This is a genomic window from Candidatus Protofrankia datiscae, from assembly GCF_000177615.2.
GTDB lineage: Bacteria > Actinomycetota > Actinomycetes > Frankiales > Frankiaceae > Protofrankia > Protofrankia coriariae.
Map to the genome: position 1 here is coordinate 491,013 of NC_015656.1, position 24,462 is coordinate 515,474.

A 24,462-nucleotide genomic window follows, 5' to 3' on the forward strand; every position below is an offset into this window, starting at 1 on the left:
CAGACACATTCGTGTGGATGGTCGCCGAACAGGTTGATTTTTCGAAAGGTGGTAGACATGGCTCGCGACACAGCACCGTCCGGTGCTGCCGCGCCGGTTGACGGCGATCTCGTGCCGCTGGTGCCCAGGCCCCGGCAGCCAGCGGATGTACCCTCGCGCGCACGCCCGGCCACCGCGGCGGGCGGGGCTGGGGCAGTGGCGGTCAGTGGCCGGGCGGGGCGGGTGGCAGGCCTGCTCGTCATCGCGCTCGGCGCGATCTACCTGGCCCGGCGGACGGCCACACTCGGCGGCACCAGCGCGATCGGCTACCTGTTCTATGCCGCTGAGCTGGTCACCTACCTGGCCGTCGGGTGGACGGCGGTGATGACGGGCCGGCTGCGGCCAGGCGCGCCCCGGCAGGCCCCACCACCGGTGGGCACCCTGGACGTGTTCGTGACGGTGTGCGGCGAGCCCGCTGCCATGGTCGAGCGGACCCTGCGTTTCGCCATCGCCATCGACTACCCGCACCAGACGTACGTCCTCAACGACGGCCGTATCGCCGGCCGGAAGGACTGGCGGGAGATCGACGCGCTCGCCGTCCGGCTCGGGGTGCCCTGCTTCACCCGGGTCGACGGTACGCCGGGGAAAGCCGGTAACCTCAACCACGCGCTGGCCCGCACCAGCGGTGGCGCGATTCTCACCCTCGACGCGGACCACCTGGTGGTCCCGGACCTCGGGGAGCAGGTGGTCGGTTATCTGCGTGACCCCGACGTCGGTTTCGTCTGCACCGCCCAGCGTTTCGACACCGGTCGTCTCGACGTCCTGAACAACGCCGAAAGCATGTTCTATCGCTCTCTGCAGCCGGCGAAGGATCGGGACAACGCGGCGTTCTCCTGCGGAAACGGGACGCTCTACCGGCGGTCCGCACTGGAATCAGTCGGCGGATTCAGCGAATGGAACATAGTAGAAGACGTCCAGACGTCATACGAACTGCATTCTCATGGCTGGTCCAGCGTCTATCATCCCGTCCCTATATCGATCGGGACGGCACCGGCGACGGCAGCCGTCTACGCCAAACAGCGGCTGCGCTGGGCGATGGACAGCACCCGGCTGCTGTTGTTCGACAACCCACTGGTCAAACCAGGTCTGACCCGCTGGCAGCGGGCGCACTACCTGCACACCAGTCTCAGCCCGCTGCTGGCGTCCGTTCAGGTGGTCTTCGCGCTGGGGCCGGTGCTGTCCATCGTCCCGCGCTCCCAGCTCGCCTCCACGGGCTCCCAGCAGGAGTATCTGCTGTTCGGGCTGCCCTACTTCGCCGCCACCCTGCTCTTCATCGCCGCATACGCGGGGGCGCGGGCCGCGCCCCGCACAGTGTCGAGCGTGCTGTTCAACTCCCCGATCTATCTGCTCGCGCTCGCGCGCGTCGTGTCCGGATACCGGCCCCGCTCGTCCGGCACCACCGAGAAGGCGTTCCAGCCGAAGGTGTCGCTGCTCGTGCTGCCGCAGATCATGCTCGCGGCCGTGCTCGTGTTCTCAATCGTCTTCTACGCGTTCGACACCCGGGCGGACCGTCCGGTGTTCGCGCTGGCGTGGGCCGGGATCCTGCTCGTGGCCCTGGCCGGTCCACTGTCGTCGGTCAGCGAGCGGCGTGCCGCGGTCGAGCGCTGGCAGACTCCGATCAGCGGAACGATCATCCTGGCCATCACCATCCTGTCAGCCTGGACGTTCGCCCACTGACCGGCCACGCCCCCTGACCAACACGGCTCCCCACGCCCCCACGCTGGTTACGGCAACGAGGGAACAAACGGCTGCTGCAGCAACCACTTGTTCCCTCGTTGCCGTGGTGCGGTGCTTTCGGGGGCGCGGCTGGTCAGGATGCGGGCTGGTCCTCGCAGGGGAGGCCGAGATCGTCGCGTACCGCTGGGTTCAGCGTGTCGCAGCCGACGCCGGCCGTTCCCAGTTCGGCCAGGGCCCAGCGGGGACTCGGGGGAGTGCTGTGGCGCAGCAGCGCGGTGGCGGGGTCGGTCTCGCCGCCGGTCGGTATGACACGGGCGGTCGCGACGGCCGGGTCGACCGTGGACACGTGGACGTCGGTCACCTCGACGCTCCCCGGCGGGACCTCGCCCAGCAGCGGGCTGGTGCGCACCGCCTGCGCGATCTGCTCGTCCACGGACGACTCGTCCCGCTGAACCGCTGTGATCACGGCCGGTTGCCGCGCCGGCCCGGCGGCAGCCACTGAACCCGTGGCCTCCGTGGCCGTCTGCTCCGTGGCCCCCGGACCGACGGCTGCCGGGCTCCCGGCGACGGGGCTCGTGGCGGCGGGGCCAGCCGCGGCTGGCGCGTCGGACAGCGTCGACGTCGAACCGGCCAACACGTCGGAGGGCATGGCGATGACAGCCGCCACCGTGGTCGCGGCGAACAGAAGCTGAGGGACGCTCGGACGCACGGCACGCGCCGCGTGAGCAGCGGGACGTGTGTCCAGCGCGGCGTAGGTGACGCTCCGAGAGCGCTGTGTTGCCGGACCCCTCCGGTGTCGAACCATGGAACACCTCTACCCGACTTGGCGCATCCGATGCATTTAACACATCCGACACCCCCCTGTCGACCGATCGAAAAGAGGCCCCGGATGGCACCGACATCCCGCGAAACAGCCCCTGCCCGGCCGCCACCACCCCGCCAGCGTCATCCCGCCGACAGCAGGGCGGGGCTAACCCAGCCGGCACAGCGTTGCTGGTGGGCGTCGTCATCTCGTCACCGGGTAGGTGACGGCGTTGCCGGACACGATGAGCTGTACGTCGGTGTGGGGGTCGGGCAGGAGTTGGCCGACGACTCTGACGACGACGGACGGGCCCGCGGGCAGCAGGTCGAGCCAGACGGTGGCGTCGTGGCCGTAATAGTGGATCTCGCGTACCCGGGCCGTCACGCCGTCGGGACGGTCAGTAGTGTCGATCCGGAGCTGTTCGGGGCGAATTAGCACCTGAGCGTCGCCCGCGTGCCCGGAGTCGGCGACCGGGATGGTGCCGAGCGCGCACCGCGCCTGCCCGTCATGGACGGTCGCGGGCAGGAGCACGGCGTCGCCGACGAAACCGGCGACGCCGACGTCGCGCGGCCGGCTGTAGACGGTCGCGGGGGCGTCGAGCTGAACCAGCCTCCCCTCTCGCATCACACCGACCTGGTCGGCGAGGGAGAGGGCTTCGGCCTGGTCGTGGGTGACCAGGACCGCCGTCGTTCCCGCGGCGCGCAGGGCCCGGGTGACTCCGCGACGAGTGACCTCCCGAAGTCCGGCGTCCAGCGCGCTGAACGGCTCGTCGAGCAGCACCACCGCGGGTCGCGGCGCCAGCGCCCGGGCCAGGGCCACCCGCTGCTGCTGGCCACCGGAGAGCTCGTGCGGGTAGCGGTCGGAGAGCCCTGCGGCGAGGCCGACCAGCTCGAGCAGTTCGGCGACACGCCCCCCTTGCTTTCGCTGCGTACGCGGTAGACCGAAGGTGATGTTCGCGGTCACGGTGAGGTGTGGGAACAGCGCCCCTTCCTGCGGCACGTACCCGACTTTGCGGTGTTGGGCCTTGGTGGATCTGCCCGGCCGGAACACGATCTCGTCGCCGAAGGCGACGGTGCCACCGTCCGGATCGGCGAAGCCCGCGATGACCCGCAGCAGGGTCGTCTTCCCGCACCCGGACGGGCCGAGCACTGCTGTCAGGCTGCCGTTGGGCACATGGAGGTCGACGGCCTGCAGCACGGGGGTGTCGCCGTAGGATTTCGTCACGCCGGTGATGGTGAGCGCGGTCATACCGTCGACTCCCTCCGCGTCTGCCGGGTCAGTAGGTAGGCTGCGGGCGCGGAGATCAGCACCATCAGCGCCGCGTAGGGCGCGGCGGCGCCGTAGGCGAGGCTGTCGCTATGGCTCCAGAACTGGGTGGCCAGGGTCTGGGTGCCGGTGGGTGCGAGCAGCAGGGTCGCGGTCAGTTCCGTTACCACGGCGAGGAACACCAGCGCCGCGCCCGCGCCCAGCCCCGGCGCGATCAGCGGCAGCGTGACCCGGCGGAGCGTGGCGAGCCTTCCCGCGCCGAGCGAGTGCGCGACGTCGTCGAGGACCGGCGGCGTCTGCGCGAGGGTCGCGCGCACGTTCACCATGGCGCGTGGCAGGAACAGGATCAGGTAGGCGGCTACGAGCACGCCGGTGGTCTGGTACAGGCCGGGCACCAGGCGGACAGCGCCCGTGACCAGGGCCAGCGCCACCACGATGCCCGGCAGCGCGCTGCCGATGTAGGTGACGCGCTCCAAGGCGGTCGACAACCGGCTTCGCCTGCGCACGTACAGCCAGGCCACGGGCACCGCCGCCGCCGTGGTGACCAGCGCGCCGAGCGCGCCGAGCCCGAGCGACGTTCCGGTCGTGGTCACGATCTGGTCGACGTCGAGTCCGGATGAGGCGCCCTGCGCCAACCAGCGGCCGAGGCTCGCCAGCGGAACACCGAGTGCCAGCACGGCCAAGGCGGACAGCCCGGCGGCCGCGGGCAGCGTCACCGGGCCCAGCCGGGTGCGCTCGGCGGGGCGTGCCAGGCCCGTGCCGACCCGCGCATAGTGGGCGTGGCCGCGCAGGGTCAGTTCGGCCAGTAGCAGGATCAGGCAGCACGCCACCAGGACCCCAGCCAGCATGTTGGCCGCGGGCGCGTTGAACGTGGACTGGTACTGGTCGTAGATGGCCGTGGTGAAGGTGGGGAACCGCAGCATCTGCAGCGCGCCGAACTCGGCGAGTAGATGCAGCCCGACCAGTAGTGAGCCGCCCAGGACAGCGGGCCGCAGCTGGGGCAGGACGGTCCGCACGAAGATCTGGAATCCGCCGTGGCCCAGCGAGCGGGCGGTCTCCTCGTGGGCCGGGTCGAGGCCGCGCAGGGTTGCGGCGACCGGGAGGTACACGAAGGGGAAGTAGGACAGGGTCACAATCAGCAGCGCGCCGCCGAAGCCCGCGGCCGAGGGGATCAGAGAGACCCAGGCGTAGCTGTTGACGAACGCCGGAATCGCGAGCGGAGCCACGAGCATGACGTGGAACACCGTGCGACCCGGCAGCGAGGATCGCTCCACCAACCAGGCCGTGCCGGTGCCCAGCACGGCACACAAGAGCATGCAGCACACCGCGAGCCGGGCCGTGTTCCACAACAGCTCTCCGGTGCGCGGGCGGACGATCAGATCAACGGCCTCCGCCCAGCCCACCTCGGCCGCCGTGTCCACCACGAAAAGCAACGGCATCGCCGCGAGGAGCGCGACCAGCAGCGCCGTAGTGAGCATTGGCAACTGCGAGAGCGCGGGGCACGGGGCGCCGCGCCGACGGCGCCGGGACGGCACGTCGCTGGTGCCGGGGTCAGGGAGCACAGGATCGGAGCCCGGGAGCGCGGGAGTGCTGATAGTCACGTGGGCCGTGTCCGGTGGATGTCGGTCGTCCGGACGCCGGTCTAGAGCAGACTGGCGTTGCGCATGAGCTCGACGACCTTGGGGCCGTTGAGGCTGGCGACGTCGATCACCGGTGGATCCAGTTCGCTCAACGGCTTGAGCTTCGCGTTCGCCGGGACACCGCTGGCGATCGGGTACTCCAGGGCATTGCTGTCAGCCAGGATCTGCTGGCCTGCTCTGCCGGTGAGGTAACGGACGAGCTGCTGCGCCTTGTCCTGCTTCTTGCTTGTCCTGAGCACCCCTGCGCCCGACACGCTCAGGAACGCTCCTGGATCTTTGCCGCCGAAGAACTTCAGCTCGGTGTTGTTGCTGCTCGCGGCGGACTCGGCGCGGTCCTTGTACCAGTAGTAGTGGTACAGGACGCCCGCTTGAACCTCCCCGGTGTTGACGGCCTTGAGTACTGCCCGGTTGTTCGCGTAGATCTTCGCGTTCGTCTTCAGAGCGGCGAGCCAGGTTCCTGTCGCCACCTCCCCCTTGCTCACCAGCACCGCGCTGACGATCGCCTGGAAGTCCGCGCCTGCGGCCGCCACGCCGAACTTGCCCTGCCACTGGGGCTGCTGGAGATCCATCAGTGAGGCGGGCAGTTGGTCCGGGGCCAGCTGCCGCTTGTTGTACGCCAGGACGGTCGCGCGGGCGGCGAACCCGGTCCAGTTACGGCTGGATGGCACGAACTGCGCCGGAACCTGAGCCAGGGTGGCATCGTCGATCTTGACGAAGCGGCCGTGAGCGTCGACCAGGCTCATCGCCGGCGAGTTCTCCGTGACGAACACGTCGGCGGGTGAGGCATCGCCCTCCTGTACGAGCTGGTTCGCGAGCTCGGAGTCCTTACCGGACCGGATGTTGACCTTGATGCCGGTCTCCCTGGTGAAACCGTCCACCATGACCTTGATCAGGTCCTCATGCTGGGCGTTGTACAGGGTGATGGTGCTGGCGTCTTCCGAGCCGCCGCACGCCGTGGCCGCCGCGGTCAGAACAACTCCCATCGCCAGTGTTGCGATCCGCCCGGCGAGCCGCACGTGCACCAGCGCCTCCAGAGTTGAGTCGATCAAGTGTCAATTAGGTAAGGCAAGCTTTAGTATGATATATCGCATCATGGTGGGTCGGAAGGCGTCGATTGACCTGAATCACATGCCTAGCTTGATCATGATGGTTAGCCTAACTTAAGTAATCCTTGCCTTTATACCCGATGGACGACAGGGGGGACATGGCCACGGCGCGGTCATCTGTTCGAAGTGCGCCCGGTGTCCCGTTCGCCACCACGCTCCGTGCGCACGGTGGCCGGCTCGTGGTGGTCACCCCGCACGGCGTCGAGCTCACCTACGACCAGTTGGCCGACCGTGTCGAGGAGGCGGCCACGCGGCTGGGCGGCGGCCGCAGACTGGTCATGATCGAGGCGGCCAACGGCATTGAGCCGCCCGTCACCTACCTGGCCGCGTTGGCCGGTGGTCATCCGGTTCTCCTCACCGCGCCCGACGACCGCCACTGGAACACGCTGTTATCGATCTATGATCCGGATGTCGTGTTCCGCCGCGAGAACGAGTGGACGCTGCGGGAGCGACGTGACGGCTCGTGTCACGACCTGCACCCCGACCTCGCCCTCCTGCTGTCGACGTCGGGGTCGACCGGGTCGCCCAAACTGGTCCGGCTCTCCGCCGGGAACCTTCAGGCCAACGCCGAGGTCATCGCACAGTTCCTGGACATCCGCGACTCGGACCGCGCGTCCGCGGCGCTGCCGATGCACTACTGCTACGGACTGTCGATCATCAACAGCAACCTGCTGCGCGGCGCGGCACTGCTGCTGACCGAGAACTCGGTCATCGACCCGGCTTTCTGGGCGACCTTCCAGAAGTATCGGGGTACCAGCCTGCACGGCGTGCCCTACACCTTCGACCTGCTCGAGCGGGTCGGCTTCGACCGGATGCACCTGCCTTCCCTGCGCTACGTCACCCAGGCAGGTGGTGCGTTGCCCCCGCAGCGCGTCCGGCGCATCGCCGAACTGGGCAGGCGCCGCGGATGGCGGCTGTTCGTCATGTACGGGCAGACCGAAGCCACCGCGCGCATGGCCTACCTGCCACCCGAGCTGGCCGAGTCGCACCCTTCCGCGGTTGGTGTCCCGATCCCCGGCGGCTCGTTCGAGATCCTGCCCGCTGAAGATCCCGCGGCGCCTGGGCAGGGCGAACTTGTCTACCGCGGCCCCAACGTCATGCTCGGCTATGCCGAGAGTTCAGCCGATCTCGCGCTGGGTGCGACGGTCGACGCGCTCGCCACTGGCGACATCGCGCGGCGCACGGCGGACGGGCTGTACGAAGTGGTCGGACGTTCGTCGCGCTTCGTGAAGCTCTTAGGGCTGCGCATCGATCTCTGCCAGGCGGAATCGCTCCTAGCCGGTCGCGGACACGTCTGCGCGTGCGCGGGCAGCGACGACGTCCTGATCGTCGCAACCCCGTCGCCGGATCGACGCGCTGTCCGTCGACTCGTCCAGGAGGAGCTCCGGCTCCCGGCGGACCGAATCCGTGTCGTCGCCGTCGACGAACTGCCGCGCCTGACCAGCGGCAAGATCGACTATCCGGCGATCCAGGAACTGGCGAACGCCCAGGACCGCCGGCCGGCACCCCGCACCGACCTGTCGGTGCGGGAACGCTTCGCCAAGGTGCTGGGCTACGCCGACACTGCCGGCATCGCCGACGATGCGACATTCGTCGACCTGGGCGGGGACTCACTGTCCTACGTCCGGATGTCCCTCGAGATCGAGCGGGCGTTAGGGCACCTGCCCGACGACTGGGCCACCACGCCGATCAGTGAACTGGAACGGCTCGCTGCCCGGCCCGCCCGCATGACCGGCTCCAGGACCACCACGGTCGAGACCAGCATCGTGCTGCGCGCGGTTGCGATCATACTGATCGTCAGCAACCACATCGGCCTGTTCCACATCCTCGGCGGCGCCCATCTGCTGCTGATCGTCGCCGGGTGGGGCTTCGCCCGATTCCGTCTCGCGCCCGGGGGTGCCGGCACCAGTCACGCCATCCTTCGCAGTGCCGCCCGGATAGCGATCCCGTCCATGCTGTGGCTGGCCTGGCGGGCTGTGGACACCACCGAGGTGGGATGGTCAAACGTTCTACTGATCGATAACTACGTCCGCCGCGGTGCGACCGGGTATTGGTTCGTCGAGGTCCTGGTCCAGACGCTGCTGCTATTCGCGCTCGTGTTCGCGATCCCGGCCGTGCGTCGATGGGAGCAGCGGCACGGTTTCGGCTTCGCGTTGGTGATGTTGGGTGTTGCCTTGCTGGCGCAGCAGCTCGCCCACAACACCACAGCCTTCGCCGAACGGTGGCTGGCCACGCACGGCGTCGTCTGGTTCTTCGTCCTCGGCTGGCTCGGCCACCGGGCGACCAGCACTGGGCAGAAGGCGCTCGTCGCCGCGATCGCGATGCTGACGGTCCCCGGATATTTCGCCGACCCGGTCCGGGAGACCGTCATCACTGTGGGATTCGCGGCGCTGTTGTTCCTCCCACGGCTCGCGCTGCCAGGGTTCGTCGTGCGGATGGCCGGGCTGATCGCGGGCGCCTTACTCTACATTTACCTGACCCACTACGCCGTCTACTTTGCAACCCTGCCGCACCTGCCGGCCCTCGCGGTCCTGCCACTATGCCTCGGCGCGGGCATCCTGACCTGGACTGCGACGCAGGCCCTCCAGCGAGCCGTCCGGCGGTTGGCTCAGAGGGATCAGGGGGGAGAGGTAGCAGTGCAGGCCGTGGCCGGCCCCCGTGCAGTCACCAGTTCCTCCTCGCGATCATCTGCCTCCCTCGAACAGAGAACGGATATGGGCGATGCGCCGGTGGTGGGAGACGCCCCGATCGATAGCGCGCCGGGAAGCTGAGCTCGCCCGCTAACCCTAATGGTAACGGAGAGTATTTATATAAACGGAAAGAGTGATTCGCTTGACGAAGCATGATCTATTAAGGTTAGCCTAACTTAAAAATAAGCCGACCTAAAGGAGAATGCGTGTCTCGGCGAACGGTCCTTCTCGCGCTGCCCGTCTGCCTGCTGCTCGGTCTCGTCGCCTGCTCCGACGACTCGACGACCGACGCCACGACGACATCCCCGGGACACCCGGTCAGCACCTCGACCGCCTCCACCGCGGTGCCGGAGGGCGTGGTCGGGCAGTACACGACGCTCGCCCAGGAAATCCGCTCCGAGGGAGGGGAGGTCCAGACCGGGCCGTGGCGGATCGCCTATATCGTCGAGCCCGCCGAAAGCTGGTATGAGGGCAACGGCGGGCAACAGGTGCTCCGCAAGCCCGCCGCCGGCGAGACGCACCACATCGAGATCATCCCCATCGAAGCGGCCACCGGCCGGATCGTGCCGAACGTACCGATCACACTCGCGGTCGTCGATGACAAGGGCGCGGTCGTGGACGAGAAGACACTCAACTTCTACTACGCCGAGTTCTTCCACTACGCGAACAACTTCACAATCCCGCAGGACGGCAGCTACACGCTGCGCGCGACAGTCGGGATACCGACCTTCTTCCGGCACGGTGAGGAAGGCCATACGCCAGCGTTGGCCAGCGGCGCGACTGCCACCTTCACTGATGTCGCGTTCAAGCGCTAACCGTGAGCGATCATGAGGGGCTGGCTCCTGACCGGATCGTTTCCCTGCCCGTGGACCCGCGGCCCGTTCCCGCCCTGATCGTCAGCAGAGCCTCTTCGCCCGGCAGCGGGGTTCTGCCACGGTGGGTCTGTTTCCTCGCGATCGGGATGATGATCATCCTCGGTTGGGTGGCGGCCGTCTGGACCGCCACCCGCCTCACCGCCGACCCGGCCCTGCACGCCGCTGCCCTGTTCGTGCATTTCGCCGCGCTCGTGGCCGGGCTCGGGGCGGTCCTTGCCATCGACTTCTTCGGGCTGTTGTGGCTGTCCGGCCGATGCGGCTTCCCGGACGTCATCCGGGTGGCCAGCGGCCTGCATGTGCTGATCTGGGCTGGACTGGCGGGGCTCGTGCTCAGCGGTGTCCTGCTGCAACCGGACCTGTCCGCGCCACTGACCCGGGTGAAGATCGGGCTTGTGCTCCTCATCGCGCTCAACGGCCTGCATATCCAGGCGGTCCAGCACCGGTTGCGGCTGGCCGCCGCTGCATCCCGGGCACTGCTGGTCCGATCGATGATCAGTAATCTGCTGTCCCAGGCCGGATGGTGGGGTGCGATGGGCATCGGCTATCTCAACAGTCAGCACTGACCGCTCCTCGCGGCCGCTGTCGGATCGCCTGGCAGCGGCCGCTAGGAGGACGGCGTGGAACTGATCATTCATGCGATGCGGATGCGGTCGAAGTATCGGGATCTTCTGTCGTCAGGTGCTTCGGGCATAGCTCGACGTCGTGTAGTCATCGACGTCCCGCCGAGGTAGGGAGCCGTCCCGTAGATCCTCACTGTCAGCCCAGGAGCAGGGTTGTTCCGTGGAGCAGGCACAGGGTGTTGGCCAGGGCGAAGGCCGCGACCCAGAGCCCGCCGGGGAGGCCGGTGAGTTCGGCCATGGCGTCCGCGTCCGAGGATGACGGACCTCGTCTGCGCTGTCGGTGCAGGTCGAGGACGGACCGGGGGCCGGACAACAGCAGGAACCAGGTGAGGAAGCAGGCGAGGGCGCTCTGCGTGCCCGCGTCGGCCGAACGCAGCGCCAGCACGACCATCCCGGCGGTCGCGACGACGAGGACGATCCCGAACGCGTTGCGGACGACGAGGAAGAGCGCGGCCAGCGCCACGACGGCGAGCAGCAGCGTCGCCGTGACGTGGCCGGCGCTCAGCAGGGCCGCCGCGCCCAGCCCGAGCACCGACGGCGCGGTGTAACCGGCCGCCGACACGAGGAAGCCGGTCACCCGGCTCGGCCGCCCGTACGAGCCGGTGAGCCCGGAGGTGTCCGGGAACAGCCACACGCCGACGACCCAGTACCCGAGCAGGTAGGCGACGAGCGCATGGCCGCCCTCGTGCGCGATGGTGTCGAGATGGCCGCTGTTGCGCCAGGTCCGTCGGGGTACGACGGCCGCGAGCGCGACCAGGCCGGTCAGCACGACGATCCACCGTGGCGCGGCCGCGCCATCCACCACGCTGATCGCTGTCCTGGTGGTCGCGGCCATGGACGTGCTCGCGTTGCCGGTACCGATGCTCATGACGCCCCCCGACGCGACCGAACCCCTGTGGGGCACTACCTCTACAGACCGATTTCTGCGGATCATTGTTGGAGTGTTGCCCCAGGGGTTTTTCGTTCGCTCATCACACAAGAAACTCACAAAAAGAGCAACGGAATATCCATTGTCCAGCTATTGATCACCATAATTTAGATCATGGTGAGGAAGGGATGGGCCACGGCCGCGCCGGGGCGGACAGCACGCGGACGGCATGACCGCTCGGAAGGCCGGCAGCGCGGCTGTCACAGCGCGGCAACCTGTTCTTTTCGTGTCGCCATGAGGCGGGATCCCCATGGCGTCGGGGGAGACGTTCGGGAGGAGATGCCCGCGGCGGGGCCGATGGGCAGATCTACAAGGAAGTCCCCAGGTTCCTGAAAGCTTTCCCTCAGGCGTGACGACGACGGTATGCATATGACACGTGTGTGGTTGAGTCTGGGGCTTCCCGCGGACCCGGGCCTGATCGCGGAAGCGCTCGGACCCGACTATGACATTCTCCCCCCATCGAGCGAGCCGCCGTTCGAGTCGCCGCCTGCCACGGACGGGCCGACCATCGTGGCTGGTGACGGGTCGCCCCGACCGCAGCCACCGAACGTGACGGTCCGGACGATTCTGGTCGTGACGATGTACGACCGGGAGCTGTTGCCGATCCTCGCGACCAGGTCGGGTGACACCGTCGTGGTGGTGGTCACGCCACCCGGTGTCGACGTCCCAGCGGACTTCGGGGCGCAGGCACGAGCCGACGTGATCGGTCCCGCGACCTCGGTGGCGGACGTGGTCGCGCTGGTCAACGCCACGCCGTCGGAGGTGCCCGCCTCCGCCGCGGCGGCCGGGCAGTGGTGGGTCGGGTCGGGCCAGCCGGGCGTGCCCGCCGCCGGTGGCCCCGGCGCCCCGGGAGACCCAGCAGGCCCCGGCGGTCCCGCTGCCGTCGACGGTGCTGCCGCCGAAACGGAGGGCCAGCCGCCGGGTGAGGCCGGCGGTTCCCACCGGCGACGCAACGGACTGATCGCGGCCGCCGCGGTGCTTGTCGTGGTCCTGGGCACCGGTGCCGCCGTGCTGGCCGCCGGTACGGGGACGGGCGGTGGCCAGCACGCGGCCCGCTCCCTGGCCGCGGGCGGCATCCCCGGCGACGGTACGGGCTACGGACGGTTCCCCGGCGGCGGATACGGTGATGGATATCGTCGCTACGGCGGGTTCCCGGAGGGCGGCGGACGGGCGCAGGACGGCCCCAGAGCGGCGATCGACCAGGAAGATTTTCAGGAATGCCTGCGGAGCAAGGGCGTCACCGTCGACGACGGCACCCCCGTGCGCCCGGACCCGACGGACTCCAAGGCCCGTGAGGTCTTCCGGGAGTGCTTCACGCAGCTGCGCGGCGCTTCCGGTCTGCCCGGCGGCGGGTCTGGCGGGCCAGCTGGACAGGGCGCGCCGGACGGATTCGGCGGACCTGGCGGGCCGGGTGGACCTGACGGCTACGGCGGCCCCAACGGCCCCGCCGGTTCCGGTGGAGCCGCCGGAACCGGCAGCACCACTTCCACCAGCCTGATCACACGATGAGCGCGGGCGTCGGAGGGCTCGACTGGAGCACGGTCGACACCAACCCCGGGCCGACCGCCCCGCCGCGGCAGATGCCGGGATGGGCAGCGGACCGGTCGCCGGTACGGCTGCCCCGGCCGCTGCGGGGGCATGTGGCCGACCCGTGGTGGATACGCCCGGCGCTGCTCGTCCTGCTGGCCGCGACAGCTGTCGGTTATCTGTGGGGGCTGGGCGCCTCCCAGTACGCCAACAGCTTCTACGCGGCGGCGGTCCAGGCCGGCACACAGAGCTGGAAGGCATGGTTCTTCGGCTCGTTCGACGCGTCGAACTTCATCACCGTCGACAAGCCACCGGCGTCATTGTGGGTGATGGGACTCTCCGGGCGGATCTTCGGTTTCAACAGCTGGAGCATGCTCGTCCCGAACGCGCTCGAGGGCGTGGCGGCCGTCGGTATCCTGTACCTGGCTGTCCGGCGCTGGATCGGGCCGCGGGCCGGGCTGCTCGCCGCCGCCGTTTTCGCCCTGACACCCGTCGCGGTGCTGATGTTCAAATTCAACAATCCGGACGCGCTGCTGGTGCTGCTGCTCGTCGTCGCGGCCTATTGTGTGGTGCGCGCGACCGAGGACGGCGGTTTTCGCTGGATCGCGCTGGCGGGGGCGGCGGTCGGGTTCGCCTTTCTGACGAAGATGATGCAGGCATTCCTGCCCGTCCCGGCGTTCGCGCTGGTGTATCTGGTGGCCGCGCCCACATCCGTCGGCCGGCGGCTGCTCGGCCTGTTGGCCGGCGCGGGGGCGATCGTCGTCTCCGCCGGCTGGTACGTGGCGGCGGTCGAACTGTGGCCGAAGGACTCCCGGCCCTATATCGGCGGGTCGACCAACAACAGCATTCTCGAGCTCACCTTCGGCTACAACGGCCTTGGTCGTGTTTTCGGCGGTGACGGGAATCCCGGCGGGGGCGCCGGTCGGGGAATGTTCACCGGCCTGCCCCAGGGGGATCTGCCAGCCGGGGCTGCCGCGTATCTGAACCAGATGGCGCCTCCCGGCGGGGTCGGCGGCCCGGGCACTGGCGGTGGTCCCGGCGGTGGCATGTTCGGCGGTGCCACCGGTTGGAACCGGCTGTTCAGCGGCGAGATGGGCACCCAGATCTCCTGGCTGTTGCCGGCCGCGTTGATAGCGCTGGTAGGTGGTCTGTGGGTGACCCGCCGGGCGGCGCGCACGGATCGGGTCCGCGCCGGTCTGCTGTTGTGGGGCGGCTGGACGCTCGTCACCGGCGGCGTGTTCAGCTATATGAGCGGCATTATCCATCCCTACTACACGATTGCGGTCGCGCCGGGAATCGGCGGCCTTCTTGCTTTCGGCGGGACAGCTTTGTGGCGTGCCAGGGACTCCTGGGTTTCCCGGGTGCTGATGGCGGCTGCGGTCGGGCTCACCGGCGGCTGGTCGTTCGTGCTTTTGAACCGTACCCCCGACTGGTATCCGGCGCTGCGGTTCGTCGTTGTCGCAGCCGCTGGCGTCGGCGTCCTCGCCCTGCTGATCGGCCGCAGGCTGCCAACCCGCAGCGTTGTCGGAGCTGTAGTGGGTGCGGCGGCGGTTGCGCTCGCCCTGGGAGCGCCGTCGGCCGCCTATGCCGTCGAAACCGCGTCGGCTCCCCATTCCGGGTCGATTCCCAGCGCTGGCCCCGCGACGGCCGGCGGTGGCTTTCCCAGCGGGATGACCCGCCAGTTCTTCGGGCCGACCGGCGGCGCGACAAACGGCGCGGCGAGTGGCCGACCGCGTGATGACCGTGGTTTCGGTGGTGGCGCCGGCGGTTCTGCTGGTGGACCCGATGGTGGCTTTGGTGGCGGTGTGGCCGCCGACTCTGAAATCGTCCAACTGCTCAGGAACGGCCAGGCCGGCCACCGCTGGGCCGCCGCGACCTCCGGCTCCCAGAGCGCCGGCCCGCTCGAGCTGGCCAGCGGTACGGCCGTCATGGCAATGGGCGGGTTCAGCGGCGGCGACCCGACGCCCACCCTGGACCAGTTCAAACAATATGTCGCGGCCGGTGACATCCACTACTACATCGCGGGCGGCGGTGCCGGCCGGTCGGCCGCGCCGGACGCGTCCGCCGGCGCCGCACCCGCCGCGGGCGACGACCCGGCTGCTTCCGGCGAACCCGGCGGCTCCAGCGGACCGGGCGTTTTCGGCGCTCCGGGTGAAACGGGCGGATTCGGCGGTCCTGGCGGATTCGGCGGTCGCGGATCCGGTGAGATCACGTCCTGGGTGGAAAGCCGTTTCACCGCGCTGACCGTGGGCGGGCGGACCGTCTACGACCTGACACGGCCGACGTCCTGACCGTGGCAGGAGACCGGCGCCGTCCGCTCCCAGGAGGCGGACGGCGCCGGTCGGACCCGGATCGACGCGGATCGACGCGGATCCGCTCGATCCATCAGGCGCCGCCGGTACGGCATGCCGGTGGACGGACAGCGACGCCGGTATGCCCGAGGCGACAGCCGGCACACCCCGGAGCGAAACGCCGACGCGCCCGAGGCGAAGATGCCGGTGTGCCTGAGACGGGGATGCCACCGCGCCCGAGGCTGGGATGTGCTGCCTTCGGTGTTCGTCCGGATGCCGCACAGCGGGTCGCTGGTCGACGACCTGCCGCGTGCCGGTCGGCCGTATGACAGTCCGCTGTTCGACAGCCTGCCGGGGTGGCCGTTGGTGCGCTGTCGACCTGCCCATCCGGCCCCGGATGAGTGACGATGGGGCTATGAGCAGGCGTGTATCGGCGCGGCGGCGGCAGACGTGATGCTGCCAGGTCGTGCCGGGGGTGGGGCGACAGCACAGTCACTGGAGCCGTTGGACGTGGGCGATCCGGCGTCCGTCGGCAGATATGTGCTGGACTTTCGCCTGGGCAGCGGCGGTATGGGCACCGTCTATCTCGGACGGGACACCCTTGGTCGCCCGGTCGCGGTCAAGGTGATCCGCTCGGATCTCGCCGCCGAACCGGACTTCCGGGAGCGGTTCCGGCACGAGGTGGCGGCGGCGCGGCGGGTCTCACCGTTCTGCACCGCCTCGGTGCTCGACGCCGAACCGGACGCGACCCCGCCGTACCTGGTCACCGAGTACATCGAGGGACCGCGGCTGGACCGCGTGGTCATGGAGGACGGCCCGCTGCCCCCGTCGACCCTGACCGGGACCGCGATCGGCGTGGCCACCGCGCTCACGGCCATCCACCGCGCGGGGATCGTCCATCGCGACCTCAAACCGGCCAACGTCATCATGTCCCTGTCCGGGCCGCGGGTGATCGACTTTGGTATCGCCAAGCCCGCGGGGGTGGTGCGGCACGACCTGGACCGCGGGATGATCTTCGGGACGTCCGGCTGGATGGCGCCGGAGCAGATCCTCGACCACCCGGTCGGCCCGCCCGCGGACGTCTTCACCTGGGGTCTGCTGGTCGCCTATGCCGGTACCGGCCGGCATCCGTTCGTCGAGCCGGGGCGGTTCGGGCCGCAGGCCGACGCCGACCTGGGCGCGCGGATCGTCGATGAGCCGCCGGACCTCGCAGGGCTCGCCGAGCCGCTGCGCCGGGTCGTCGAGACCGCGCTGACCAAGGATCCGCGTTCCCGCCCGGCCGCTCGTGACCTGCTGCTCCGCCTGGTCGACGGCAACGCCGACGTGAACGCGTCCACACCGATCGACCAGGTGCTCGGCTGGACGCAGCAGATGGCGGCGGTCCCGCCGCCGACCCGGGTCGGCCCGCCGGCCTTCCCCACCGGTTACCCGGCCGACCAGCCGGCCGGGTTCGGTCAGCCGGCCGGGTTCAACCAGCCGGCAGAGTTCAACCAGCCGGCGCAGCTCGGCGGTCCGGCGCGCTTCGGCCAGCCCAACCAGTTCGGCCAGCCCGGCCAGCCCGCCGGCGCGCCGCCGCGCTGGTCTCCGCCCGCGCCGCCGCCACGCCGGCGGTCCCGCCGGTGGTGGCTGCTCGTCCCCCTGCTGGCCCTGTTGTTGCTGGTCGGCTGGGTCGTCCTGGACAGCCTCGGCGAGAGCGGGAACGACGCGGGCAGCCCGGGTGCTGGCAGCCCCACCGGCTCGGCGGCCACGCCGTCACCATCGGCGACACCCGCGGCGGCCATCGGTGTCCCGGTCCGGGACGGGCAGCTCCAGTTCACCGTGACGAACATCCAGTGCGGCGTCGACGAGCTGAAGGCCGGGTTCTTCCCCAGGCATCCGGACGGCCAGTACTGCCTGGCCGAGGTGACCGTCAGTAACGTCGGCGGCTCGGACCGGACGCTGGCGTTGGCCTCGCAGAGCCTGTACGACACCACCGGTGCCAGGCACGGCTCCGATCAGCTGCTGTCCCGGGCGGCCTTCTCCAACGAGTTCTGGGGGAACATCTCCGAGGGGGAGAGGGTCCGCGGCACCCTCGTCTTCGACATTCCCATCGATGCCACACCCGATCACCTGGAGCTCCACGACGGCCCGTTCAGCGGAGGTGTGACCGTCCCGGTGCGATGACGGCCCCCGCGACGGCCAACGGCCACGGTGTCCGCGCGGTCTCCGCTGTGTGCCATTTCCGTTGCGCTGGTTCGCGGACTGCCAGCGCAGGCGCATGTCCGGCGTCACACTGGGAGCGTCGGGCCGAGGCGGGACTGCCGGGCCAAGGCCCGCCGCGGACACGACCGGAGGAGGCCGTCATGACGCACCTGACAACCTGGCCCGCCGACGACCCGGGCCGCGTGCTGCGCGACACCGATCGACCGGACGAGATCGCCGCCGCCCTCGCGCCGATCGGTGTCCGGTTCGACCAGTGGACGATCGTGGATCTCCCGTCCGACGCCGGCCAGGACGCGGTGCTCACCGCCTACCGGGAGCAGGTGGACAAGGTCATCGCCGATGAGGGCTTCATCCTCGTGGACGTGGTGGCGCTGCATCCGACCGAGGCGCCTGACTGGCCGGCCACGGCCACCGCCGCGCGGGCGAAGTTCCTCGCCGAGCACACCCACGCGGACGCCGAGGTGCGCTTCTTCGCCGCCGGCGCCGGCGTGTTCTACCTGCACATCGGTGACGAGGTCCACGCGGTGCTCTGCGAGGCCGGCGACTTGCTGTCGGTGCCGGCTGGTACCACGCACTGGTTCGACATGGGCACCAGCCCGTCGTTCACCGCGGTCCGTTTCTTCCACGACGCCGACGGCTGGGTCGGTGACTTCACCGGCAGCGACATCGCGTCCCGTTTCCCCGACTTCGACGTGCTGTACGCCGTGGCCGTCGCTGCCCGGTGACCGCTGCCGTCACGGTCACCGCCAAGGTGGTTGTCGTCGACATCGAGGGGACGACCAGCGCGACATCCTTCGTCGTGGACACCCTCTACCCGTACTCGCGGGCGCGGCTGCGCGCGTGGATCGACAGCCATCAGCGGCATCCGGACACCCGCCGGGCGCTCGCGCAGGTCCGTGAGCTGATCGGTGAGCCGGCGGTGGACACCGCCCGGATCGTCACCGCGCTGGGCGCCTGGTTGGACGCGGACGAGAAGGTCACCCCGCTCAAGACCCTGCAGGGGCTGATCTGGGACGCCGGTTTCACCGCGGGTGAGCTGACCTCCCACCTGTATCCGGAGGTGGCCGGTGCCCTGCGGTCCTGGCAGGCCGGGGGGCAACGGCTGTACGTCTTCTCGTCCGGGTCGGTCGCCGCGCAGCGCGCCTGGTTCGCCCACAGCCTCGCCGGTGACCTGCGTGGCCTGTTCAGCGGGTATTTCGACACCGAGACGGCGGGCCCGAAACGGCAGCCGTCGTCCTATGCCGCGATCACCGCGGCGACCGGGGTGCCAGCGGGCCGGACGGTCTTTCTTTCGGACCTTGTCGACGAGCTGGACGCAGCCCGTGCCGCTGGCTGGTCGACGGTCGGCGTCCGCCGGCCGGGCGAGCCGAACCACGACCGCGGCGTTGGTGACCATCCGGCGGTGGGTGACTTCGCCCAGATCAGCATCCTGCCGCCGCCCTGATCACGACACCGCCAGCGGCCGATGGCCCACCGGAACTGGTCCACCGGGATGCCGATGGTCTACCGGGACGGGGCAGGTGGCTGTGGGCACTGGCCGCGCGCGACCTCGACGATCCCGTGTTCGGTGACGAGCGCGTCCACCAGATGCGCCGGTGTCACGTCGAAGGCGGGGTTGTGCGCCCGGGAGCGGGCCGGCGCGACCCGCGATCCGGCGTGGCTGAGCACCTCCCCGCCGCCCCGCAGCTCGATCGGGATCATGTCGCCGGACGCCGTCGCGGGGTCCACGGTCGACGCGGAGGCGGCCACGACGAACGGGATCCGCGCGTACGCGCAGGCCAGCGCCACCCCGAGGGTGCCGATCTTGTTGGCGACGTCGCCGTTGGCGGCTATCCGGTCGGCACCCACGACGGCCGCGTCGACGAGCCCGCGCACGATCGTCCCCGCGGCGGCGGCGTCGACCTGTACCAGGTGGGGGATGTCCTCGACATCGAGCTCCCAGGCGGTCAGGCGGCTACCCTGCAGCAGCGGCCGGGTCTCGTCCACATAGACGATTTCCAGCGCGCCGCGGGCGTGCAGTTCGCGGATGATGCCCAGCGCCGTCCCCCAGCCGGCGGTCGCGAGCGCCCCGGTGTTGCAGTGGGTGAGGATGCGCAGCGGCCGTCGGCCGATGCCGCTGTCGGTATCGCCGCTGTGGGTGCTGTGGGTGCTGTGGGTGCTGTGGGTGGTGCCGGTGGGCCGGGCCGCGCCCCGCAGCAGCCAGTCCGCGCCGTGCGCGCCGATCGCCCGGTTCGTCCGCTCGTCCTGTTCCAGCAGGTCGTCGGCGTATGCGAGGACCGCGGAGATCCCGTGGGCGAGCCGCTGGCGGGCCGCGTCCACCCCGAGCGCGAGCGCGAGGGCGGTGGGACGGGCGTCACGGATGGCGCCGATGGCCCGCGTGAGCGTGGCCGCGTCCCAGTTCTCCCGTTCGGCCTGGGCCGCGGCCAGGGCGACCCCGAACGCACCGGCGGCACCAAGGGCGGGAGCACCGCGGACGGCCAGCCGCCGCACCGCGGCGACGAGTGCGTCCACGTCGGTGACCTCGTGGTGGACGACCCGGGCGGGCAGCGTGGTCTGGTCGAGCAGGCGGATGCCGTTGCCCGTCCAGGAGACAGGCCGGCCGACAGGGGTCATCTACAGCACGGTATGCCCCCGGCCGGGGGCATACCGGGTGTGTCCGGTGGTGAGATCGCAGGTCCGCAACGGACGTCGACCGGCTGTCCGGCTGTCCGGCGGACGCGGGGCATACGGGCGTCCGGGGAGCGGGGTGGATGCCGGTGGCGACGACACACCGGCGGGAATTGATGATCTGGTGGGTGAGTGTCGTTTCGGCGGGTGGCGATCTGGTGGGTGACGATCTGACGGGTGACGGCGATCTGGCGGACGCCGACGGGTGGCCGGCTGGCCTGCGCGTCGCGGGCGAGGCGCTGGCCCGGGAGGCGGCGCGCTACGCGTCCCTCGGCTGGATGCGGGCGACCTCGGGGAACCTGTCGATCGTGCTGTGCCGGGCGCCGCTGCGGCTCGCGGTCACCGTGAGCGGGCTGGACAAGTCCGAGCTGCGTGCCGGGGACGTGGCCGTGGTGGACGCCGCGGGTGCCGCTCGGCCGGTCAGGCCGGCCCGGCGGCCGTCGGCAGAGGCTGCGCTGCACGCGCGGCTCGCCGAGGCCGCCGGCGCGCAGGCGGTGGTGCACGTCCACACGATCGCGTCGGTGTGGGCCGCCGAGCGCTGGCCGGGTGGTGTCGAGCTCGAGGGCCTGGAGATGCTCAAGGCGCTGGGACGTGGCGCCGACGGCGATCGTGTCCGCATCCCGGTGGTGGACAACAGCCAGGACATGATCGACCTCGGTGACCGTATCGTGGCGCTGCGGGATCCGCGAACCCCCGCCATACTGATCGCCCGACACGGCCTATACGCATGGGGGGACGATCTCGGCGCGGCGAGGCGGCACACCGAGGCCGTCCAGTGGCTGCTGGAGTGGGCGCTCGCCAACGGATGATCATTTATCACCCTTATTGATGAATATCAAGAAAAGTTACGTGATTTAAGTCACAGTATAAGTGATGTTGACGATCTCGTGACCGGCGTGTGAAAGTCGATACCGTGTATATCCCGGTGGTGCTCGTAGGGCGGGCCCATATTGATTTCGCCGGGGTGAGTTCGGCCATCTGTACGGCTTCCTGAGCCTGTCCCGCCCCTGTCTCCGGCCCGGACCCCCGGTACGGTTCGTACCGATCATCCGATATGTATGGACAATATGGTCGGTGGATCCGCCCGACAGGTGTATTCACGCCCATGAGATGAGGTGCAACCGTGTCCCGTCGACTCTTCACGTCGGAATCCGTTACCGAAGGACATCCCGACAAGCTCGCCGACCAGATCAGCGACGCCGTTCTCGACGCTTTCCTCGCTGGTGACCCGCGGTCCCACGTCGCCGTCGAGACCCTGCTGACGACCGGCCTGGTGCATGTTGCTGGCGAGGTCACCTCCGAGATCTATGTCGACATTCCGAGCGTCGTCCGCAACAAGCTCATCGAGATCGGCTACGACTCGTCCGCCAAGGGGTTCGACGGGTCGACGTGCGGGGTGACCGTTTCGATCGGCTCCCAGTCGCCCGACATCGCCCAGGGCGTCGAGAACGCCTACGAGGCCCGAGTGGAGGGCGAGCAGGACGAGATCGGCCGACAGGGCGCCGGCGACCAGGGCCTGATGTTCGGGTACGCCACGGACGAGACCCCGGAACGGCTGCCGCTGCCGATCACACTCGCGCACCGGCTGGCCCAACGGCTCGCCCGGGTCCGCCGTGACGGCTCCGTGCCCTATCTGCGCCCGGACGGCAAGACCCAGGTGACCATCGAGTACGACGGCGACCGGCCGGTCCGGCTGGACACCGTCGTCGTCTCCGCCCACCACGCCGCCGACATCGACCTGGAGCAGCAGCTCACTCCGGACATCCGGGCGCTGGTGATCGAGCCGGAGCTCAAGCGGGTGGCCGAGCAGAACCTTGGTATCGAAGTGGACGGCTACCGGCTGCTGGTCAACCCGACCGGGCGCTTCGAGATCGGCGGCCCACAGGGCGACGCGGGCCTGACCGGCCGGAAGATCATTATTGACACCTACGGCGGGTACGCCCGGCACGGCGGCGGTGCCTTCTCCGGCAAGGACCCCTCCAAGGTCGACCGCTCGGCCGCGTACGCCCTGCGCTGGGTGGCCAAGAACGTCGTGGCGAGCGGGCTCGCCCGCCGGGTCGAACTCCAGGTCGCCTACGCCATCGGCAAGGCCGAGCCGGTCGGCCTGTTCGTGGAGACCTTCGGCACCGAGCAGGTGCCGGTACCCACGATCGAACAGGCGATCTCGGCGGTGTTCGACCTCCGCCCAGCCGCGATCATCCGGGATCTGGACCTGCTGCGACCCATCTACGCGCAGACCGCGAGCTACGGCCACTTCGGCCGGAAACTCCCCGACTTCACCTGGGAGCGCACCGACCGGGTCGAACAGCTACGAGCCGCCGTCGCCTGACCGGGGCCGTACCCGCGGACCCGCCGCCGCGAGCCCGCCGTCAGCGGCCCGCGGGCGGCGGGCAGGGCGCCGGCGGTGCGGATGCGGGCTGGGGAAACCCGTGTGAACGTAGGGCGCATGGCGTCGATGACCCAACGGGAATGGCGTGTCTTCCTCTCGGCCGGTACGCATACCGGGAAGCTCGCGACGGTCCGCCGGGACGGCCGGCCCCACGTGGTGCCGATCTGGTTCGTCCTGGACGGTGAGGACGTGGTCTTCACCACCGGCGCGGACAGTGTGAAGGGCCGGGCGCTGCGCCGGGAGGGGCGGGCCAGCCTGTGCGTGGACGACGAGAACCCGCCGTACTCCTTCGTGCTGGTCGAGGGGAGGGCGAGCGTCTCCGAGGATCCCGCCGAGCTGCTGCGCTGGGCGACCGCGATCGGTGGACGCTACATGGGCGCGGACCGGGCCGAGGAGTTCGGCCGGCGCAACGGTGTGCCCGGGGAACTACTGGTCCGGCTGACCCCGACAAAGGTGATAGCGCAACGTGACGTAGCAGGCCCGTGACATGCACGCGACACCAGGAGGCCCACGGTATGGCTGGGCTGGCGGACCGCTGGAATGGTCCGCCAGCGGTTACTCCTGGTCGCTCTTTCTGGCGACGCCGGCAAACTGCCAGGTGGTGCATGTGTCGTCCTCGCCCGGACGCCACTGCCAGGGCCGGACGAGACCGGGCTCGACCAGGTCGAAGCCGGTGAACAGGGCTTCGATCCGCTGGTGCGGACGGAAGACAAAGGGCGAGGTGGCGTTTTTGTACACCTGCTCGACCCGGGCCACCTGGTCGGGTGGCGAGCCCTCCGCGGTCGCATGTGTCAGAGCGATGTAGGAGCCGGGTGCCAGCAGGTTCCGGAACGTCGCGATGATGCCGGCCGGGTTCTCCTCGTCGGTGACGAAGTGGAAAACGGCGATGAACAGGACGGCAACCGGCCGGGAAAAGTCGATGAGAGCGCGTAGGTCGGGGTGGCCGAGGATTGTGTCGGGATTGCGTAGATCAGCGGTGATGACAGTTGTGGTGGTGTTGTTTGCCGGCAGGGCTCGGCCGTGTGCCAGGACGATCGGTACCACCCCTTGGTTCCACACGTCTACTGCCGCCTCGAGTCCGACGCCGGCCAGGACCAGATCCCGCTGGTGGCGGACGAGGCCCGCGAGACACTCGGCGCCCTCGTGCAGGAGAAGCTCGACGGCGGGCCTACCTCAAGGTCGGCCGCAAGCTCGCCCGGATCAACGCCCCTCGCTGACCAGCCCCGCCGATCAACGAGCCGGCGGGTCGGTGCACGGGGAGGTGCGGGGGCGGTCGGGGGTGTCCAGGCGGGGTCGCGGCCGGCGAAGCCGATGAGGCGGTCGAGTTCACTGGCGTCCAGTGGGACCGGGACATCTTCGCCGAACGCCTGCCCCCGGAACTCGGGCCGCAGGATCGTGGACAGCAGGGCTCGCGCGTACCGCGCCTGCTCCTCGGTGAACGGCAGCGGCTGACCGGTGGCGACACCGAGATCCCAGCCGTGCACCAGGTACTCGCCGATCATCATCCGGTAGACAAACGCACCGGGAAGCGGTGAGCCGGTGACCGACACCGCCACCTCGGCGCCGCCGTCGCGCCACCTACGCACCAGGCTCGCGGCGGCCGCCGCGAAATCCGCGGCCGGGTCCGGTCCCGGGCCGAACGTCGCCGGATCCAGCCCGGTCCGGCCTTCGAAGGCCGCGTCGAACAGGCGCACCCAGCTCATCAGGTGGTCGACCAGCGCCCGGACGTCATAGTCCGGACCT

19 protein-coding genes and 1 pseudogene are annotated in these 24,462 nt (G+C 69.8%); 12 read left to right on the forward strand and 8 right to left on the reverse strand.

What is annotated here, in order from left to right:
- Positions 1-57 precede the first annotated feature (57 nt).
- Positions 58-1,716 (forward strand): glycosyltransferase family 2 protein, encoded by a 1,659-nt coding sequence (locus tag FSYMDG_RS02070; protein WP_013871970.1) that lies wholly within the window; start codon positions 58-60, stop codon positions 1,714-1,716.
- A 133-nt stretch (positions 1,717-1,849) separates the two neighbouring features.
- On the opposite strand, the gene FSYMDG_RS25615 is transcribed toward FSYMDG_RS02070, so the two are convergent.
- The 4 genes from FSYMDG_RS25615 to FSYMDG_RS02090 all read right to left on the reverse strand — a co-directional run bounded on the left by FSYMDG_RS25615 (position 1,850) and on the right by FSYMDG_RS02090 (position 6,407).
- Positions 1,850-2,182, reverse strand: a complete 333-nt coding sequence (locus FSYMDG_RS25615; RefSeq protein ID WP_157490961.1) for a hypothetical protein — start codon at positions 2,180-2,182, stop codon at positions 1,850-1,852.
- Positions 2,183-2,722: 540 nt separating this feature from the next.
- Positions 2,723-3,766: an ABC transporter ATP-binding protein gene (locus FSYMDG_RS02080; RefSeq protein WP_013871972.1), complete on the reverse strand. Its 1,044-nt coding sequence runs from the start codon at positions 3,764-3,766 to the stop codon at positions 2,723-2,725.
- On the reverse strand, positions 3,763-5,385 hold the full coding sequence (locus FSYMDG_RS02085) for an ABC transporter permease (protein WP_013871973.1): 1,623 nt from the start codon (positions 5,383-5,385) through the stop codon (positions 3,763-3,765). The genes FSYMDG_RS02080 and FSYMDG_RS02085 overlap by 4 nt, the downstream gene beginning before the upstream one ends.
- A 41-nt stretch (positions 5,386-5,426) precedes the next feature.
- Complete coding sequence (locus tag FSYMDG_RS02090; RefSeq protein WP_050803657.1) at positions 5,427-6,407, reverse strand: iron ABC transporter substrate-binding protein; 981 nt, start codon at positions 6,405-6,407, stop codon at positions 5,427-5,429.
- A 203-nt stretch (positions 6,408-6,610) separates the two neighbouring features.
- On the opposite strand from FSYMDG_RS02090, the gene FSYMDG_RS02095 reads away from it, so the two are divergent.
- The 3 genes from FSYMDG_RS02095 to FSYMDG_RS02105 all read left to right on the forward strand — a co-directional run bounded on the left by FSYMDG_RS02095 (position 6,611) and on the right by FSYMDG_RS02105 (position 10,658).
- Positions 6,611-9,301 (forward strand): AMP-binding protein, encoded by a 2,691-nt coding sequence (locus FSYMDG_RS02095; protein WP_013871975.1) that lies wholly within the window; start codon positions 6,611-6,613, stop codon positions 9,299-9,301.
- A 125-nt stretch (positions 9,302-9,426) separates the two neighbouring features.
- Entirely contained in the window at positions 9,427-10,035 is a 609-nt protein-coding gene (locus FSYMDG_RS02100; RefSeq protein WP_013871976.1) for a hypothetical protein, read from the forward strand.
- A gap of 2 nt (positions 10,036-10,037) precedes the next feature.
- Positions 10,038-10,658 (forward strand): hypothetical protein, encoded by a 621-nt coding sequence (locus FSYMDG_RS02105; protein ID WP_013871977.1) that lies wholly within the window; start codon positions 10,038-10,040, stop codon positions 10,656-10,658.
- A 193-nt stretch (positions 10,659-10,851) separates the two neighbouring features.
- On the opposite strand, the gene FSYMDG_RS02110 is transcribed toward FSYMDG_RS02105, so the two are convergent.
- Positions 10,852-11,583, reverse strand: coding sequence for a M50 family metallopeptidase (locus FSYMDG_RS02110; RefSeq protein WP_013871978.1), 732 nt, complete (start codon positions 11,581-11,583; stop codon positions 10,852-10,854).
- Between the two features lie 423 nt (positions 11,584-12,006).
- On the opposite strand from FSYMDG_RS02110, the gene FSYMDG_RS25620 reads away from it, so the two are divergent.
- From FSYMDG_RS25620 to mtnC, 5 genes are all read left to right on the forward strand, one after another.
- Positions 12,007-13,152 (forward strand): hypothetical protein, encoded by a 1,146-nt coding sequence (locus FSYMDG_RS25620; protein ID WP_157490962.1) that lies wholly within the window; start codon positions 12,007-12,009, stop codon positions 13,150-13,152.
- Positions 13,149-15,461, forward strand: a complete 2,313-nt coding sequence (locus tag FSYMDG_RS02120; RefSeq protein ID WP_013871980.1) for an ArnT family glycosyltransferase — start codon at positions 13,149-13,151, stop codon at positions 15,459-15,461. The genes FSYMDG_RS25620 and FSYMDG_RS02120 overlap by 4 nt, the downstream gene beginning before the upstream one ends.
- A gap of 510 nt (positions 15,462-15,971) precedes the next feature.
- Positions 15,972-17,624 carry a protein kinase domain-containing protein gene (locus tag FSYMDG_RS02130; RefSeq protein ID WP_050803288.1) on the forward strand — a complete coding sequence of 551 codons (1,653 nt, stop codon included), beginning with the start codon at positions 15,972-15,974 and terminating at the stop codon, positions 17,622-17,624.
- A gap of 179 nt (positions 17,625-17,803) precedes the next feature.
- Entirely contained in the window at positions 17,804-18,388 is a 585-nt protein-coding gene (locus tag FSYMDG_RS02135) for a 1,2-dihydroxy-3-keto-5-methylthiopentene dioxygenase (protein WP_013871982.1), read from the forward strand.
- Entirely contained in the window at positions 18,385-19,107 is a 723-nt protein-coding gene (gene mtnC / locus FSYMDG_RS02140) for an acireductone synthase (protein ID WP_013871983.1), read from the forward strand. Before FSYMDG_RS02135 ends, mtnC begins: the two co-directional genes overlap by 4 nt.
- Before the next feature lie 59 nt (positions 19,108-19,166).
- Here the strand turns inward: mtnC and mtnA are convergent, their stop codons facing one another.
- Complete coding sequence (mtnA, locus tag FSYMDG_RS02145; RefSeq protein WP_013871984.1) at positions 19,167-20,276, reverse strand: S-methyl-5-thioribose-1-phosphate isomerase; 1,110 nt, start codon at positions 20,274-20,276, stop codon at positions 19,167-19,169.
- A gap of 137 nt (positions 20,277-20,413) precedes the next feature.
- On the opposite strand from mtnA, the gene mtnB reads away from it, so the two are divergent.
- The 3 genes from mtnB to FSYMDG_RS02160 all read left to right on the forward strand — a co-directional run bounded on the left by mtnB (position 20,414) and on the right by FSYMDG_RS02160 (position 23,205).
- Entirely contained in the window at positions 20,414-21,139 is a 726-nt protein-coding gene (mtnB, locus tag FSYMDG_RS02150) for a methylthioribulose 1-phosphate dehydratase (RefSeq protein ID WP_013871985.1), read from the forward strand.
- 314 nt (positions 21,140-21,453) lie between these two features.
- A complete protein-coding gene (gene metK / locus FSYMDG_RS02155; protein ID WP_013871986.1) occupies positions 21,454-22,659 on the forward strand; it encodes a methionine adenosyltransferase in 1,206 nt (401 codons plus the stop codon).
- 117 nt (positions 22,660-22,776) lie between these two features.
- The gene (locus tag FSYMDG_RS02160; RefSeq protein WP_043602783.1) at positions 22,777-23,205 is read left to right on the forward strand and encodes a PPOX class F420-dependent oxidoreductase; all 429 of its coding nucleotides are present in this window, start codon (positions 22,777-22,779) and stop codon (positions 23,203-23,205) included.
- Between the two features lie 69 nt (positions 23,206-23,274).
- On the opposite strand, the gene FSYMDG_RS02165 is transcribed toward FSYMDG_RS02160, so the two are convergent.
- Together FSYMDG_RS02165 and FSYMDG_RS22530 are read right to left on the reverse strand one after the other, a co-directional pair.
- Positions 23,275-23,763 (reverse strand): SAM-dependent methyltransferase, encoded by a 489-nt coding sequence (locus FSYMDG_RS02165; protein WP_237702950.1) that lies wholly within the window; start codon positions 23,761-23,763, stop codon positions 23,275-23,277.
- Positions 23,764-23,780: 17 nt separating this feature from the next.
- A pseudogene (locus tag FSYMDG_RS22530) lies at positions 23,781-24,458 on the reverse strand (TIGR03086 family metal-binding protein); the annotation flags it as partial.
- Positions 24,459-24,462: the final 4 nt, after the last annotated feature.